The sequence below is a fragment of the Ancylobacter moscoviensis genome (assembly GCF_007559435.1).
Taxonomy (GTDB): Bacteria; Pseudomonadota; Alphaproteobacteria; order Rhizobiales; family Xanthobacteraceae; genus Ancylobacter; species Ancylobacter moscoviensis.
Window position 1 is genome coordinate 188,071 of the sequence record NZ_VMBP01000006.1, and the last position, 14,322, is coordinate 202,392.

At 65.5% G+C, this 14,322-nt stretch carries 10 protein-coding genes; 2 read left to right on the top strand and 8 right to left on the bottom strand.

Features of this window, described 5'->3' with window-relative positions; all coding sequences use genetic code 11:
* Positions 1-253 precede the first annotated feature (253 nt).
* The 3 genes from FO470_RS17385 to gcl all read right to left on the bottom strand — a co-directional run bounded on the left by FO470_RS17385 (position 254) and on the right by gcl (position 3,944).
* On the bottom strand, positions 254-1,144 hold the full coding sequence (locus FO470_RS17385) for a 2-hydroxy-3-oxopropionate reductase (RefSeq protein WP_144344250.1): 891 nt from the start codon (positions 1,142-1,144) through the stop codon (positions 254-256).
* Between the two features lie 60 nt (positions 1,145-1,204).
* On the bottom strand, positions 1,205-1,990 hold the full coding sequence (hyi, locus tag FO470_RS17390) for a hydroxypyruvate isomerase (RefSeq protein ID WP_144344251.1): 786 nt from the start codon (positions 1,988-1,990) through the stop codon (positions 1,205-1,207).
* A gap of 187 nt (positions 1,991-2,177) precedes the next feature.
* Complete coding sequence (gene gcl, locus FO470_RS17395) at positions 2,178-3,944, bottom strand: glyoxylate carboligase (protein WP_144344252.1); 1,767 nt, start codon at positions 3,942-3,944, stop codon at positions 2,178-2,180.
* Between the two features lie 393 nt (positions 3,945-4,337).
* On the opposite strand from gcl, the gene FO470_RS17400 reads away from it, so the two are divergent.
* Complete coding sequence (locus FO470_RS17400) at positions 4,338-5,156, top strand: IclR family transcriptional regulator (RefSeq protein WP_144344253.1); 819 nt, start codon at positions 4,338-4,340, stop codon at positions 5,154-5,156.
* Positions 5,157-5,615: 459 nt separating this feature from the next.
* Here the strand turns inward: FO470_RS17400 and frc (FO470_RS17405) are convergent, their stop codons facing one another.
* From frc (FO470_RS17405) to FO470_RS17425, 5 genes are all read right to left on the bottom strand, one after another.
* Positions 5,616-6,866, bottom strand: a complete 1,251-nt coding sequence (gene frc, locus FO470_RS17405) for a formyl-CoA transferase (RefSeq protein WP_144344254.1) — start codon at positions 6,864-6,866, stop codon at positions 5,616-5,618.
* Positions 6,867-7,197: 331 nt separating this feature from the next.
* Positions 7,198-8,475 carry a formyl-CoA transferase gene (gene frc / locus FO470_RS17410; protein WP_144344255.1) on the bottom strand — a complete coding sequence of 426 codons (1,278 nt, stop codon included), beginning with the start codon at positions 8,473-8,475 and terminating at the stop codon, positions 7,198-7,200.
* 101 nt (positions 8,476-8,576) lie between these two features.
* Positions 8,577-10,316: an oxalyl-CoA decarboxylase gene (oxc, locus tag FO470_RS17415; RefSeq protein WP_144344256.1), complete on the bottom strand. Its 1,740-nt coding sequence runs from the start codon at positions 10,314-10,316 to the stop codon at positions 8,577-8,579.
* A gap of 43 nt (positions 10,317-10,359) precedes the next feature.
* Complete coding sequence (locus FO470_RS17420) at positions 10,360-11,085, bottom strand: GntR family transcriptional regulator (protein ID WP_144344257.1); 726 nt, start codon at positions 11,083-11,085, stop codon at positions 10,360-10,362.
* A 671-nt stretch (positions 11,086-11,756) separates the two neighbouring features.
* Positions 11,757-12,458, bottom strand: a complete 702-nt coding sequence (locus FO470_RS17425; protein WP_144344258.1) for a GntR family transcriptional regulator — start codon at positions 12,456-12,458, stop codon at positions 11,757-11,759.
* 528 nt (positions 12,459-12,986) lie between these two features.
* Here FO470_RS17425 and oxlT point away from each other — a divergent pair.
* A complete protein-coding gene (gene oxlT, locus FO470_RS17430) occupies positions 12,987-14,291 on the top strand; it encodes an oxalate/formate MFS antiporter (RefSeq protein WP_144344259.1) in 1,305 nt (434 codons plus the stop codon).
* Positions 14,292-14,322 lie beyond the last annotated feature (31 nt).

Sequence of the window (14,322 nt, forward strand, 5' to 3'; positions counted from 1 at the left end):
TACGTCGCGCATGTTGTGCCGCTTCGCGTGTCCTGCGGGGCGTGTTTGCGACGTGTCTTACAAGTTACTTCGGCGAATGCCGGCTTGTCCACGGTGTATAGGCCAGAACAATTGTCTGTCTGACTACGCAAAAGACTACCCCGGCAGCGGGGTTCCACTACCGGGGCAGCAATCCTTACTTATTCTGGCAGAAACAGATCGGGGGCGCCTGAGCGCCCCCGAAAGGTATTCTGAATTATGAATTCACTTCCCGTCAGGCATCGGGAGCGACGGTGTGGTTGGCGAGCATCTCCAGCGCCTTCACCAGCGCCGAATGGTCCCACGCCGCCCCGCCATTCGCCGCGCAGGCGCTGAAAAGCTGCTGCGCCAGCGCCGTCGCCGGAAGCGCCATCTGAAGCTGCCGCGCCCCCGTCAGGGCGAGGTTCAGGTCCTTCTGGTGCAGCTCGATCCGGAAGCCGGGGTTGAAGGTCCGCTTCACCATCCGCTCCCCATGCACCTCGAGGATGCGCGAATTGGCGAAGCCGCCCATCAGCGCCTCGCGCACCTTCGCCGGGTCGGCGCCCGCCTTGGAGGCGAACAACAGCGCCTCGCCCACCGCCTGGATGGTCAGCGCCACGATGATCTGGTTCGCGACCTTGGTGGTCTGCCCGTCGCCATTGCCGCCCACCAGCGTGATGTTCTTGCCCATCTTCTCGAACAGCGGCTTCACCGTCGCGAACGCCGCCTCTGGCCCGCCGACCATGATGGTCAGCGAGGCCGCCTTGGCGCCGACCTCGCCGCCGGAAACCGGCGCGTCGAGATAGTCGCAGCCCAGCGCGTTGATCTTCGCGGCGAACTCCTTCGTCTCCACCGGCGCGATCGACGACATGTCCACCACGATCTTCCCCGCCGAAAGACCCGACGCAATGCCGTTCTCGCCGAAGAGGGCGGCGTTCACGTGCGGGGTGTCCGGCACCATGGTGATGATGATGTCGGCGTTCTTGGCGACCTCGGCGCCGCTGGCGCAGGCGATGCCGCCCTTGCCCGTCAGCTCGGCCGACACCGGCTTGACGTCATAGAGATAGAGCGTGTGGCCCGCGTCGATGAGGTGACCGGCCATGGGCGCGCCCATGATGCCCAGACCGACAAATCCAACCTTCGCCATCGTCTTTTCCTCGTTTTCCCAGACGGTATTCTTGAATGTCGTTTCTTGACCGGACGTGGCTCAGGCCGCGCCGGTGAGCGCCTTGAGCCAGCCGAGGCCCGCCTCGGTGTCGCCCTTCGGCTTGTACTCGCACCCGATCCAGCCGGCGTAGCCGATGGAGTCGAGGTAGCGGAACAGGAACTCGTAGTTGATCTCGCCCGTGCCCGGCTCGTTGCGGCCCGGATTGTCGGCGAGCTGGATATGCGCGATCAGCGGCAGGTTCGCCTCGATGGTGCGGGCGAGATCCCCTTCCATGATCTGCATGTGGTAGATGTCGTACTGGATGAAGAGGTTGTCGGAACCGACCTCCTCGATGATGTCCTTGGCTTGCTTCGTGTAGTTCAGGAAGAAGCCCGGGATGTCGCGCGTGTTGATCGGCTCGATCAGCAGCTTGAGGCCGGCATCCTTGATGCGCGGCGCGGCGTATTTCAGGTTTTCCACGAAGGTCTTGTGCAGCACGGCACGGTCTACGCCGGCGGGAGCGATGCCGGCGAGGATGTTCACCTGCGGGGAGCCGAGCGCGGTGGCGTAGGTGATCGCCTTGTCGACGCCCGCGCGGAATTCCTCCACGCGGTCGGGCAGGATGGCGATGCCGCGCTCGCCGCCGCCCCAGTTTCCGGCCGGCAGGTTGTGCAGCACCTGGCTGAGGCCGTTGGCCTTCAGGCGGGCCACCAGCTCCTCGACCGGGAAGTCATAGGGGAAGAGGTACTCGACGCCGGTGAAGCCGGCGGCGGCGGCCTTCTCGAACCGGTCGAGGAAGGGCACCTCGTTGAACAGCATGGTGAGATTGGCGGCAAAACGGGGCATGGACCGCTCTCCTAGGCAGGGACAGGTTTGTTTGACGCGGGGCGGGGCCGGTGAAGGCCATGCCCCGACGGTATGGGCGCGCCGCCTCGATGGCATGAAAGCGCGCAAGGCGGAAGTACGCGGCTTCCGCCGAAGTACGGACGGGGCGGCGGCCGGCCACTGCCGGGCTGCGCGCCACCCCGCGCGATCAGGCCTTTTCCGTGACGCCTTCCAGCGGGAGGTCGAGCACTTCCTCGAACTCGTTGACCGCGTCGATCTCGGTGCCCATGGCGATGTTGGTGACGCGCTCGAGGATGAACTCCATCACCACCGGAACCTGATGTTCCTTCATCAGGGCCTTGGCCCGCACGAAGGCGTCCTTGAACTCGTTGGGCGAGGAAACGCGCACCGCCTTGCAGCCGAGGCCTTCCGCCACGGCCACGTGGTCGACGCCGTAGCCGGCATTCTCGTCGGCATTGATGTTGTCGAAGGCGAGCGAGACCTCGAAGTCCATGTTGAAGCCGCGCTGCGCCTGACGGATGAGGCCCAGATAGGAGTTGTTCACGACCACATGGATATAGGGCAGCTTGTGCTGGGCGCCGACCGCGAGCTCCTCGATGAGGAACTGGAAGTCGTAGTCGCCCGACAGGGCCACGATCTCGGCATCGGGATCTGCCGCGCGCACGCCGAGCGCCGCCGGCAGGGTCCAGCCCAGCGGGCCGGCCTGGCCGCAGTTGATCCAGTTGCGCGGCTTGTAGACGTGGAGCATCTGCGCGCCCGCGATCTGGCTGAGGCCGATGGTCGAGACATAGCGGGTGTCGCGGCCGAACGCCTCGTTCATCTCCTCATAGACGCGCTGCGGCTTCAGCGGCACGTTGTCGAAGTGCGTCTTGCGCAGCATGGTCTTCTTGCGGTCGAGGCATTCCTTGGCCCAAGCCGAACGGTCCTTGAGCTTGCCGGCGGCCTTGTATTCCTTCGCCACCTCGATGAAGAGGTCGAGCGCCGCGCCGGCGTCCGAGACGATGCCGAGATCGGGGCCGAAGACGCGGCCGATCTGCGTCGGCTCGATGTCGACGTGAATGAACTTGCGGTCCTTGGTGTAGACCTCGACCGAGCCGGTGTGGCGGTTTGCCCAGCGATTACCGATGCCGAACACGAAGTCCGAGGCGAGCATGTTGGCGTTGCCGTAACGGTGCGACGTCTGCAGGCCGCACATGCCGGCCATCAGGTCGTGGTCGTCCGGGATCGTGCCCCAGCCCATGAGGGTCGGGATGACCGGCACGCCGGTGAGTTCGGCGAACGCGACCAGCTTGTCGGAGGCGTCCGCATTGATGATGCCGCCGCCGGAGACGATGAGCGGGCGCTCGGCCTCGTTCAGCATGGCGATGGCCTTTTCGGCCTGCTTGCGGGTCGCCTTGGGCTTGTAGACTTCCAGCGGGGCGTAGGTGTCCTCGTCGAACTCGATCTCGGCGAGCTGGACGTCGATCGGCAGGTCGATCAGCACCGGGCCAGGGCGGCCCGAGCGCATGACGTGGAACGCCTGCTGGAACACCATCGGCACCAGCGCCGGCTCACGCACCATCACCGCCCACTTGGCGACCGGCTTGGCGATCGATTCGATGTCGATCGCCTGGAAGTCTTCCTTGTAGAGACGCGCGCGCGGCGCCTGGCCGGTGATACACAGGATCGGGATCGAATCGGCGGCGGCCGAGTAGAGGCCGGTGATCATGTCGGTGCCCGCCGGGCCCGAGGTGCCGATGCACACGCCGATATTGCCGGCCTTGGCGCGGGTGTAGCCTTCCGCCATGTGCGAGGCGGCCTCGACATGGCGCGCCAGCACGTGGCGCGTCTGCCCATGGGCCCGCATCGCGGAATAGAGCGGATTGATCGCGGCGCCGGGCACGCCGAAAGCGGTGGTCACCCCTTCCTTGGCGAGAACCCGGATTGCGGCATCGACAGCACGCATCTTGGCCATGGCAACTCCTCCTGGCGTCGTTGTCGCCGGCGGAGCGTCGCCCTGGCTCGCAGGGCTGGCGGCGCTCGGCCGGCTTTCGAACTCTGTTCAAAATCTCCGGTTCCGGTGGCCGCCGAGGCGCGTGGCGCCGGGGTTTCATCAACCGGGCGCCATGCTGCGAAGCGGCATGATTCTTCCCGCGTTGCGGGATGAATTTCCGAAATCGCGGAAAACATGCCACGTCACCCCCATTTCCGCAATACGGGATATATTTCTGATTTGCGAAAATTAGACGAATGCGCCTTTATGCTAGGAAGGGTACATGCCGACCGATGGCATAAGATCGGCAGACGGCGGGCGGCGCCTGGATCGGGTATCCCGTTCCCGCTGCCCGACTTCGGAGGTGAGTTGCAGATGAACCAGGCTGTCCCGACCGTGCGCCGTCGCGGCCGCCCATCCTCGACGGGTGGGGCGGAGGGCGGCGGGGAAGTGCAGTCGCTCGACCGCGCCATCGCGCTGCTCGAGGTGCTGGCGCGCGAGGACGGCCTGACGCTGAGCGAGGTGGCGCGGGCGGCCGAGCTGCCGACCTCCACCGTGCACCGCCTGCTCACCACGCTGGAGCGGCGCGGTCTCGTCGGCCACGACCCCGCGACGGGGCAGTGGATGGTGGGCATCGGGCTCTTCCGCGTCGGCTCGGCTTACCTGCGCATCCGCAAGCTGCCGGAGATCGCGCGCTCCCTGCTGCGCGAGCTGTCGCACGGGGTGAACGAGACGGTGAACCTGTCGCTGATTGAGGGGCCTCATCTCATCTGCGTCGCGCAGGTGGAGAGCCACGCGGCGGTGCGCGCCTTCTTCCGCATCGGCGGCGACCTGCCGATCCATGCCTCCGGCGGCGGCAAGGCGATCCTGGCAGGGATGAACCCGGAGGCCCGGCGCGCCTGGCTCGGCGGCGACCAGCTCCAGCGCTTCACCGAGCATACCCATGTGAGCCGGCGGGCGCTGCAGTCCGATCTCGCGGAGATCGCCGAGCGCGGCTATTCCATCGACGATGAGGAGCACACGCCCGGCATGCGCTGCGTGGCGGCGGCGGTGCTCGACGAATGGCGCGAGCCGGTGGGCGCGATCTCGATCTCGGCGCCGACGGTACGCATGCCGCCCGAGCGCATCGCCGATCTCGGCGCGCGGGTGCGCGAGGCGGCGCGGCGGCTGACGACGCAATATTCGGGGCGGTGAGCCTTATTCGGTGAGGCCGTAATACAGATGCCAAAGCCAATTTGTGCGGCTCTGGGCTCGTTGCAGGCAGTTGAGGTCGGGTACGTTTGAATCGATCCGCCGACACATTCCTACGATTAATGCATATCGCTGATTCTCGATTTCGATGATGCGATAGGACGTAAACGCCAGCGCAACGAGTAGAAACCCAATCGCGATGTTTTTCACGGAGACATCCGTCCGAAGTTCTTCGTGACAATACATTGTCATAAAAAAATGCCGGCGCGAAGCCGCGCCGGCACCAGTCGCCTAGGAGGAACCGAACGTCGGGCAAACCCTTCGTTCCGCTCCGGGAGGCTCTGTGGCTCGCCCGTCCGCCGCGGATATGCCGCGCAGCCTTGAAGCGGGGGCCGATCGTTCCGCGCTTGCCCCCGCGGAGGGGAGGGCGGCGCGCAGGGCGCCGCCCGGCGGGACGGTCGATCAGACCGCCTTCGCGTCGTGCATCGCAGCGATTTCTTCCTGCGAGTAGCCGAGCTGGGCGAGCACCTCGTTGGTGTGCTGGCCGAGCAGCGGCGAGGCGGTCACCTCGACCTCGACATCCGAGAACTTGATCGGCGAGCCGACGGTCAGGTACTTGCCGAGCTTGGGGTGATCGACCTCGACCACGGTGCCGCTCTTGCGCAGCGACGGGTCGTTGGCGATCTCCTTCATCGACAGCACCGGGGCGCAGGGGATGTCGAACTTGCGCAGGATGTCGATGGCTTCGAACTTCGTCTTGTCGGCGAGCCAGCTCTCGATGAAGGCGAAGATGTCGAAGATCTTGTCCTGACGGGCCTCGGCGGTGTTGTAGGCCGGGTCGTCGATCCACTCCGGCTTGCCCAGCGCCTTGCAGATCGGCGCCCAGGCATGGCCCTGGATGGTGAAGTAGATGTAGGCGTTCGGGTCGGTCTCCCAGCCCTTGCACTTCAGCACCCAGCCCGGCTGGCCGCCGCCGCCCGCGTTGCCGCCGCGCGGCACCACGTCCGAGAACTCGCCGTGCGGATACTGGGGGTATTCCTCGAGATAGCCGAGGGCGTCGAGACGCTGCTGGTCGCGCAGCTTGACGCGGCAGAGGTTGAGCACCGAGTCCTGCATCGACACGGCGACCTTCTGGCCCTTGCCGGTCTTGATCTTCTGGTGCAGCGCCGTGAGGATGCCGATGGCGAGGTGCATGCCGGTGTTGCTGTCACCGAGCGCGGCAGCCGACACGGTCGGCGGGCCATCCCAGAAGCCGGTGGTGGAGGCGGCGCCGCCCGCGCACTGCGCGACGTTCTCGTAGACCTTCAGGTCCTCATAGGCGTGGCCTTCCGAGAAGCCCTTCACCGAGGCGAGGATCATGCCCGGGTTGAGCGACTGGATGTGCTCCCAGGTGAAGCCCATGCGGTCCAGAGCGCCGGGGCCGAAATTCTCGACCATGACGTCCGACTCTTTGATGAGCTTGGTCAGGACTTCCTTGCCCTGCGCCGTCTTAGTGTCCAGCGTCAGCGAGCGCTTGTTGGAGTTCAGCATGGTGAAGTACAGCGCGTCGGCGTCCTTGACGTGACGCAGCTGCGAGCGCGTGACGTCGCCCGCGCCGGGGCGCTCGACCTTGATGACGTCGGCGCCGAACCAGGCGAGGAGCTGCGTGCAGGCCGGACCAGCCTGAACGTGCGTGAAATCGATGATCTTAATACCTTCGAGGGGCTTAGACATCGTGGTCGACTTCCCTTTTAAGCGTTAACCATTCGACGGAGGCTCACCCTGCCGCCGCAATGAGATTTTCCATCCGTTCTGAATGGAAAAGCTTTCCTTCTCCCCATGCTCCGCTTCACGAAGAAAGCGCGAGCAACTCCCAGGTGGTGATCGACTTCGAAAATACTTGCGACTTCTTCTCGCTCACCCTGGTGTCACAATCCGCCGGGCGCACGCGACATGCGCAGCCCGGCGAACCGTCTCGTCCCGGTCCGCCGCGTGGCGGGCCGTATCCTTCATGCATCCTGTCGTCGCGCTGCCGCGCGCGTCGCGAAGGGCGGATGCTTTGCCATCACTCGGCCGCGAGGCGGACCGTCTCGCCGACGGCGCCCGAGGTCTTGATGCGCTCGATTTCGTCGCCGCCCAGACCGAGCACCTCGGCGAGGATCTCCTCGGTGTGCTCGCCCAGCAGCGGCGAGCGCTCAACCTCGACGTCGTTGTCGGAGAGCTTGATGGGGTTGCCGACGGTCAGGTACTTGCCGCGCGTCGGGTGATCGAGCTCGACCAGCGTGCCGGTCGCATAGAGCGACTCGTCGGCGGCGATCTCCTTCATGGAGAGCACCGGACCGCAGGGAATGTCGAGACCGTTGAGGATCTCCATCGCCTCGAACTTGGTGTGGGCCATGGTCCACGCCTCGATGCGGGTGAAGATCTCGTTGAGGTGCGGCAGGCGCGCCGCCGGCGTGGCGTAGTTCGGATCGGTCTTCCACTCGGGCTCGCCGATCACGTCGCAGATCTTGGCCCAGACCGGTGCCTGCGTGATGAAGTAGATGTAGGCGTTGGGATCGGTCTCCCAGCCCTTGCACTTCAGGATGCGGCCCGGCTGGCCGCCGCCGGAATCGTTGCCGGCGCGCGGAACCGTGTCGCCGAAGGGCAGGCCTTCACCGAACTGGCTGTACTCGCGCAGCGGGCCGCGATCGAGGCGCTGCTGGTCGCGCATCTTCACGCGGCAGAAGTTCAGCACCGCGTCCTGCATGGCGCAGAGCACCTTCTGGCCGCGGCCGGTGAGCGTGCGCTGGTAGAGCGCGGTGACGATGCCGAGCGCCAGATGCAGGCCGGTGCCGGAATCGCCGATCTGCGCGGCGGTGACGAGAGGAAGGCCGTCGCGGAAGCCGGTGGTCGAGGCCGAGCCGCCGGTGCACTGGGCGACGTTCTCATAGACCTTGCAGTCCTCGAACGGGCCGGGGCCGAAGCCCTTCACCGAGGCGAGGATGATGCGCGGATTCAGCTCCTGGATGCGTTCCCAGGTGAAGCCCATGCGGTCCAGCGCGCCGGGAGCGAAATTCTCCACCATCACGTCGCAGATCTTCACCAGCTCCTCGAGGACCTTCTTGCCCTCGGGGTTCTTGGTGTCGAGCGTGATGGAGCGCTTGTTGGAGTTCAGCATGGTGAAGTAGAGGCTGTCCGCATTGGGGACGTCGCGCAGCTGGCCGCGGGTGACGTCGCCCTCGCCGGGACGCTCTACCTTGATCACGTCGGCACCGAACCACGCCAGAAGCTGCGTGCAGGTGGGGCCGGACTGAACATGGGTGAAATCGAGGACGCGAACGCCGTCCAAAGCCTTTCCCATGGGGTTCCTCTCGAGGTTAAGCTCGGCGTTTTTACGCCGTTATATCGTTGATACGGAAAGAGACGGGCGGGGTGGGGAAACCCCGCCCGTCTCGGCTCGACTTACTTCTTCTTCACAACGCTCTGCGGGTTGAGGCTGCCGATATTGCCGCTCTCGCTGCCGGCCGCCGGATCGATCACAGCGTTGATGAGGGTGGGCTTGCCGCTGTCCATCGCCTCGTCCACGGCGCGCTTGAGCTCGTCCGGGGTCGTGACGTGGTAGCCAACGCCGCCGAAGGCTTCCATCATCTTGTCGTAACGGCTGTCCGGGACGAACACGGTGGTGCCGGGATCGCGGCCGGTCGGGTCGGTGTCGGTGCCGCGATAGATGCCGTTATTGTTGAAGATGACGACCGTGACCGGCAGGTTGTAGCGGCAGATCGTCTCGACCTCCATGCCGGAGAAGCCGAAGGCCGAGTCGCCCTCGACCGCCAGCACCGGCTTGCCGGTCTCGACAGCCGCGCCGACGGCGAAGCCCATGCCGATGCCCATCACGCCCCAGGTGCCGACGTCCAGGCGCTTGCGCGGCTGGTACATGTCGATGACGCCGCGGGCGAGGTCGAGCGTATTGGCGCCCTCGTTGACGAGGATCGCGTCCGGACGCTCCTTGATGACCTGCTTGAGAGCGCCGAGCGCCGAATGGAAGTCCATCGGCGAGGAGTTCTTGAGCAGGCGCTGGGTCATCTTCGAGATGTTGACTTCCTTGCGGGCGTTGATCGCCTCGGTCCACTCGGACGGGGGAGCCTGCCAGCCGGACTTGATGCCCTGGTTCAGGGCCGCGACGACCGAACCGATGTCGCCGACCAGCGGCGCGGCGATCTCGACGTTGGAGTCCATCTCCTTTGGCTCGATGTCGACCTGGATGAACTTCTTCGGGGCGTCGCCCCAGGTTTTGCCCTTGCCGTGCGACAGCAGCCAGTTGAGGCGCGCGCCGATCAGCAGGACGACGTCCGAATCCTTCAGCACCGTCGAGCGGGCGGCGCCGGCCGAGAGCGGATGGGTGTCGGGCAGGATGCCCTTGGCCATCGACATCGGCAGGAACGGAATGCCGGAGGTCTCGATGAGGGAGCGGATCTCCTCGTCGGCCTGCGCGTAGGCCGCGCCCTTGCCGAGGATGATGAGCGGCTTCTTGGCCGACTTCAGCACGTCGAGGGCGCGCTTGATCGCGGCCGGGGACGGGAGCTGCTCGGGGGCGGCGTCGATGACCTTGACCAGCGACTTCTCGCCTTCGGCCGCGTCCATCACCTGGGAGAACAGCTTGGCCGGCAGGTCGAGATAGACGCCGCCGGGACGGCCGGACACGGCCGCGCGGATGGCGCGGGCGACGCCGATGCCGATATCGGCCGCGTGCAGCACGCGGAAGGCCGCCTTGCAGAGCGGCTTGGCGATGGCGAGCTGGTCCATCTCCTCATAGTCGCCCTGCTGCAGGTCGACGATCTCACGCTCCGAGGAGCCCGAGATGAGGATCATCGGGAAACAGTTGGTGGTGGCGTTGGCCAGCGCCGTCAGGCCGTTGAGGAAGCCCGGCGCGGAAACGGTGAGGCACACGCCCGGCTTCTTCGTGAGGAAGCCCGCGATGGCGGCGGCGTTGCCGGCGTTCTGCTCGTGGCGGAACGACACGACGCGGATGCCTTCGGCCTGCGCCATGCGGCCGAGATCCGTGATCGGAATCCCCGGCACGCCGTAGATGGTCTCGATACCGTTGAGTTTCAGCGCATCGATGACGAGGTGGAAGCCGTCGGTGAGCTCCTGCTCGGCTTCAACGGCCGCGTTTACGTCAATTACCTGTGCGACTGCGGACATCCCGTATTCCCTCCCAAAACGTCCTTCGGCGGGTTCTGCCGCCTTAATCTAGGTCTACGTGGCTCTCGACGTGCCGCGCGAGCCGGAGCGTATGGTCTCGCACCAGACGCTCGGCGCGGTCCGCGTCCCGCGCCTCGAGAGCAAGGATGATCTCCTTATGGTCGGACGCCGAACGCTGCGCCCGGTCCATTTCGAAGATCGTGCGATGGCGGATGGCCCGTACGTGGAAGAACAGGTTTTCCGTCATCGCTGCGAGCAGCCTGGAGCCGCTCAACCGGATCAACGCCTGGTGAAACGCGATATTCGCCGTCGAATACTCGTCGCACCGGTCGCGCTCGATCCGGGTGAGATCGAACTCCTTGAACAAAGTCCTCAGCCCGGCGATCGCCTCGTCGCTTGCGCGCTGCGTGGCGAGGCGGGCCGCCATGCTTTCCAGCGCCGCCCAGGCCTCGATCATCTCGATGATCTCGGCCTTCGAACGGCGTACCACCATAATGCCCCGCCGGGGTACGGCGCGGAGCAGGCCTTCCTGCTCCAGCATCGCAACCGCCTCGCGGATGGGCGTCCGGCTTGCGCCGAGACGCTCCGAAATGTCCCGCTCGTCGAGCAGCAACGGCTCGCTCGAGCCGTAGATATTCATGTGGGTAATGGCTTCCTTGAGAGCGGCGTAGGCCTTGCTCTTGAAGCTCTCCTTGGCCGGCAGGCGTTCGATGGTCAGGCCATTGTCACCGCTTTGCCAGCGCTTGCTCACAACTGCCTTGCTGCTCACGGAAGTGTCCTCTGCGGAAAATCCGCCGGGGATTTCCGAAAAATTGGCATACCAAATACCAACATGTCAATTCGGATGTCCCCGATCCCGGGGCCACGGCGCTCCTCATTCCCTTTCGTCACTGTCGGCGCCGCGCCTCTCTCCTGAAGGCTTTGCGAGCTGTTCGCCGAACTTACGTATGCAATATACCACAGACGAAAGCGGATTGGCGAGACCAACTGAACAGATAGCGGCGGCCTGTGAGCAAAAGTTCGGGCGCGGCTCGCCTGACAGGGCGGGCGCGGCGCGACGGAACAGTGCCGGCGTGGCGGTTTATGCTGCCGGAGAGGGCGGGCTGGCGCTCCGTCGACGTTCGGCGGGAAGGGCCGAAGGTGGGGCGAAAACGGGCTGGACGTGTGCGCCTGCCGGTTCCGGTGACGAGCGGTCCGGGTGGCGGGCTGTGATGGGCGGCGGGTTGTCATGGGCGGCGGGAGTGATCCAGCCTACCGAGGCCCGGATTCTCGTGACGGCTCGGGAGCGACGGTGCCCCCGATTCGCCCGGAAGCGCCCGAGGATCGGTTGCAGAGCCCCGTTGGGCGAGGCGGCGCTTCGTCTGATGCCGTCGAGGCGGCGCCGGGCAGATTCTTGCGGCCGCCGAACGGCGGCACGGCACTGTACCGGGGCTCGAAACCTCAGGACGGAAACCTGCCGTGCTTCTCCACATGGGCGGCGAGGCCCAGCGTGTGCTCGCGCACCAGGCGCTCGGCAAGGTCGGCGTCGCGCGCGACGAGTGCGGCGATGATCGCGCGGTGCTCCTGCAGCGAGCGCTGGGAGCGGTTCTCCTGGCGGACCGACACGGCGCGGATACCGCGGATATGAATGAAGAGATTGGCCGTCATTTCGGCGATCATCTCGCAGCCGCCCAGCCGGATGATCGTCTGGTGGAAGCGGATGTTGGCGTTCGAGTACTCGTTCATGTGCTCGGACGGCGCTTCTTCCTCGAAGTCGTGGAACATGTCGCGCAGCTCGGCGAGGTCGCGGTCACTCGCGCGGGAGGCGGCGAGGCGGGCGGCCATGCTCTCCAGCGCCGCCCAGACGATGATCATATCGATGATCTCGCGCTTGGACTTGCGCACCACGAAGATGCCTCGGCGCGGCACCGAGCGCACGAAGCCTTCCTGTTCGAGGACGGTCAGGGCCTCGCGGATGGGCGTGCGGCTGACGCCGAGGTCGTGCGAGAGCTGGCGCTCGTCGAGACGGATCTCGCTCTCCTGGCCGTACATGTCCATCTCGGTAATCGCCTTCTTGATGGCGTCGTAGGCCAAGGTTCGAAGGCTGGTATTCGCGGCCAGCGGAGCGATGTTCAGTCTCGTCTGGGTGTCTGCGCTTTCCACGGGTGGCTTCCTCGTCAGTTCGTCAAGGCTGTTGTTCTTGTTGGTTGCCCCCGCGCGACAGACGCGAGGCGTCCGGTCGCCCGGACGACTACGGGCCCGCTCACCCGATCATTGGCGATTCTCTTCGGGAAACAGGCCAAAGGAGGATCGTATATCACATACCGAATGTCCATGCGCCCCATGGCTGGGCGGCAACCGTTCCCGGAGGCCCGCGGAAAGGCCGGTGCGGCGCCTTTCGCTGCCCGTCCGGATACCCCGCGGGGAGCTTGGCGCTCCTCCGGCATCGGCTCGTGACGTTAGGTAATATTCGCCAAATATTCCCTATCGTAACGTGACGCTGGGGAAGACATGTTTCTGTTACATAGCCCGTTTCTCTGGTATGCAAAATTTTGCATAACTGAAAAATCATAGTATGGTGCCGGCAATGGCTGGTCGCTGCCGCTGCGAATCCGGCGCGGCCACGGCGCATTCAATAAGAAAAGCAGAAGTTAATCGCGCTCTTTACGTTGGGAAACGTTCGAGGACACAATGACAACTGACGCAACGTCATCTCTGAACAGGACGCGCTGGCTCCAGCTCGTGTTCGGCGTGATCTGCATGTGCATGATCGCCAACATGCAGTATGGCTGGACGTTCTTCGTGAATCCGATGCAGGAGGCCCATGGCTGGGATCGCGCGGCGATCCAGGTGGCGTTCTCCATCTTCATCGTCACCGAGACCTGGCTGGTGCCGGTCGAGGGTTGGTTCGTCGACAAGTACGGCCCGCGCGTCGTGGTGCTGTTCGGCGGTATCCTGTGCGGCCTCGCCTGGGTGCTGAACTCCTACGCGACCACGCTCACCACGCTCTATATCGGCGCGGCGCTGGGCGGCATCGGCGCGGGCGCCGTGTATGGCACCTGCGTGGGCAATTCGCTGAAGTGGTTCCCGGATCGTCGCGGCCTGGCCGCCGGCATCACCGCCGCGGGCTTCGGCGCGGGCTCGGCGCTGACCGTCATCCCGATCCAGAACATGATCAAGAACCAGGGCTACGAGGCGGCGTTCTTCTACTTCGGCGTCGGGCAGGGCATCGTCATCACCGTGATCGCGCTCTTCCTGATGGCCCCCAAGAAGGAGCAGATCGCGGCCTTCGCCAAGAACGTGGTCGCCAAGGTCGCCCAGTCGGCCCGCGACTTCTCGCCGAAGGAGATGCTCTCCACGCCGCTGTTCTGGGTCATGTACGCGATGTTCGTCATGATGGCCGCCGGCGGCCTGATGGCGACCGCCCAGCTCGGCCCCATCGCCAAGGACTTCGGCATCGCCGACGTGCCGGTGAGCCTGATCGGCATCACCCTGCCGGCGCTCACCTTCGCCGCCGCGATCGACCGCGTGCTGAACGGCCTTACCCGTCCGTTCTTCGGTTGGGTGTCGGACCAGATCGGCCGCGAGAACACCATGTTCTTGGCCTTCGCCATCGAGGGCGTCGGCATCTACGCGCTGAGCGTGTTCGGCTCCAACCCGGTGCTGTTCGTGATCCTGACCGGCCTCGTCTTCTTCGCCTGGGGCGAGATCTACTCGCTGTTCCCGGCGATGTGCGGCGACGCCTTCGGCTCGAGGTTCGCCACCACCAATGCGGGCCTGCTCTACACCGCCAAGGGCACGGCGGCGCTGATCGTGCCGTTCACCAGCATCCTGACCACCGCGACGGGGAGCTGGCATGCGGTGTTCATCTCGGCCGCGGTACTCAACATCGTCGCCGCCGTCATGGCGCTGCTGGTGCTGAAGCCGCTGGCTGCCGCCCATGGCCGCCGCTCGGCCCAGGCCGCAGGGGCCGCCAAGGCCGTCGCCGCCGAATAGTCCGCCTGGGCTTTCACCGGCTCCGTTCAGG

What these genes read in the sequence shown, in the direction of transcription:
- oxlT (WP_144344259.1), top strand. Translation starts at nt 12,987, where the DNA reads ATGACAACTGACGCAACGTCATCTCTGAACAGGACGCGCTGGCTCCAG.
- gcl (WP_144344252.1), bottom strand. Translation starts at nt 3,944, where the DNA reads ATGGCCAAGATGCGTGCTGTCGATGCCGCAATCCGGGTTCTCGCCAAG.
- oxc (WP_144344256.1), bottom strand. Translation starts at nt 10,316, where the DNA reads ATGTCCGCAGTCGCACAGGTAATTGACGTAAACGCGGCCGTTGAAGCC.
- FO470_RS17400 (WP_144344253.1), top strand. Translation starts at nt 4,338, where the DNA reads ATGAACCAGGCTGTCCCGACCGTGCGCCGTCGCGGCCGCCCATCCTCG.
- FO470_RS17385 (WP_144344250.1), bottom strand. Translation starts at nt 1,144, where the DNA reads ATGGCGAAGGTTGGATTTGTCGGTCTGGGCATCATGGGCGCGCCCATG.
- hyi (WP_144344251.1), bottom strand. Translation starts at nt 1,990, where the DNA reads ATGCCCCGTTTTGCCGCCAATCTCACCATGCTGTTCAACGAGGTGCCC.
- frc (WP_144344254.1), bottom strand. Translation starts at nt 6,866, where the DNA reads ATGTCTAAGCCCCTCGAAGGTATTAAGATCATCGATTTCACGCACGTT.
- frc (WP_144344255.1), bottom strand. Translation starts at nt 8,475, where the DNA reads ATGGGAAAGGCTTTGGACGGCGTTCGCGTCCTCGATTTCACCCATGTT.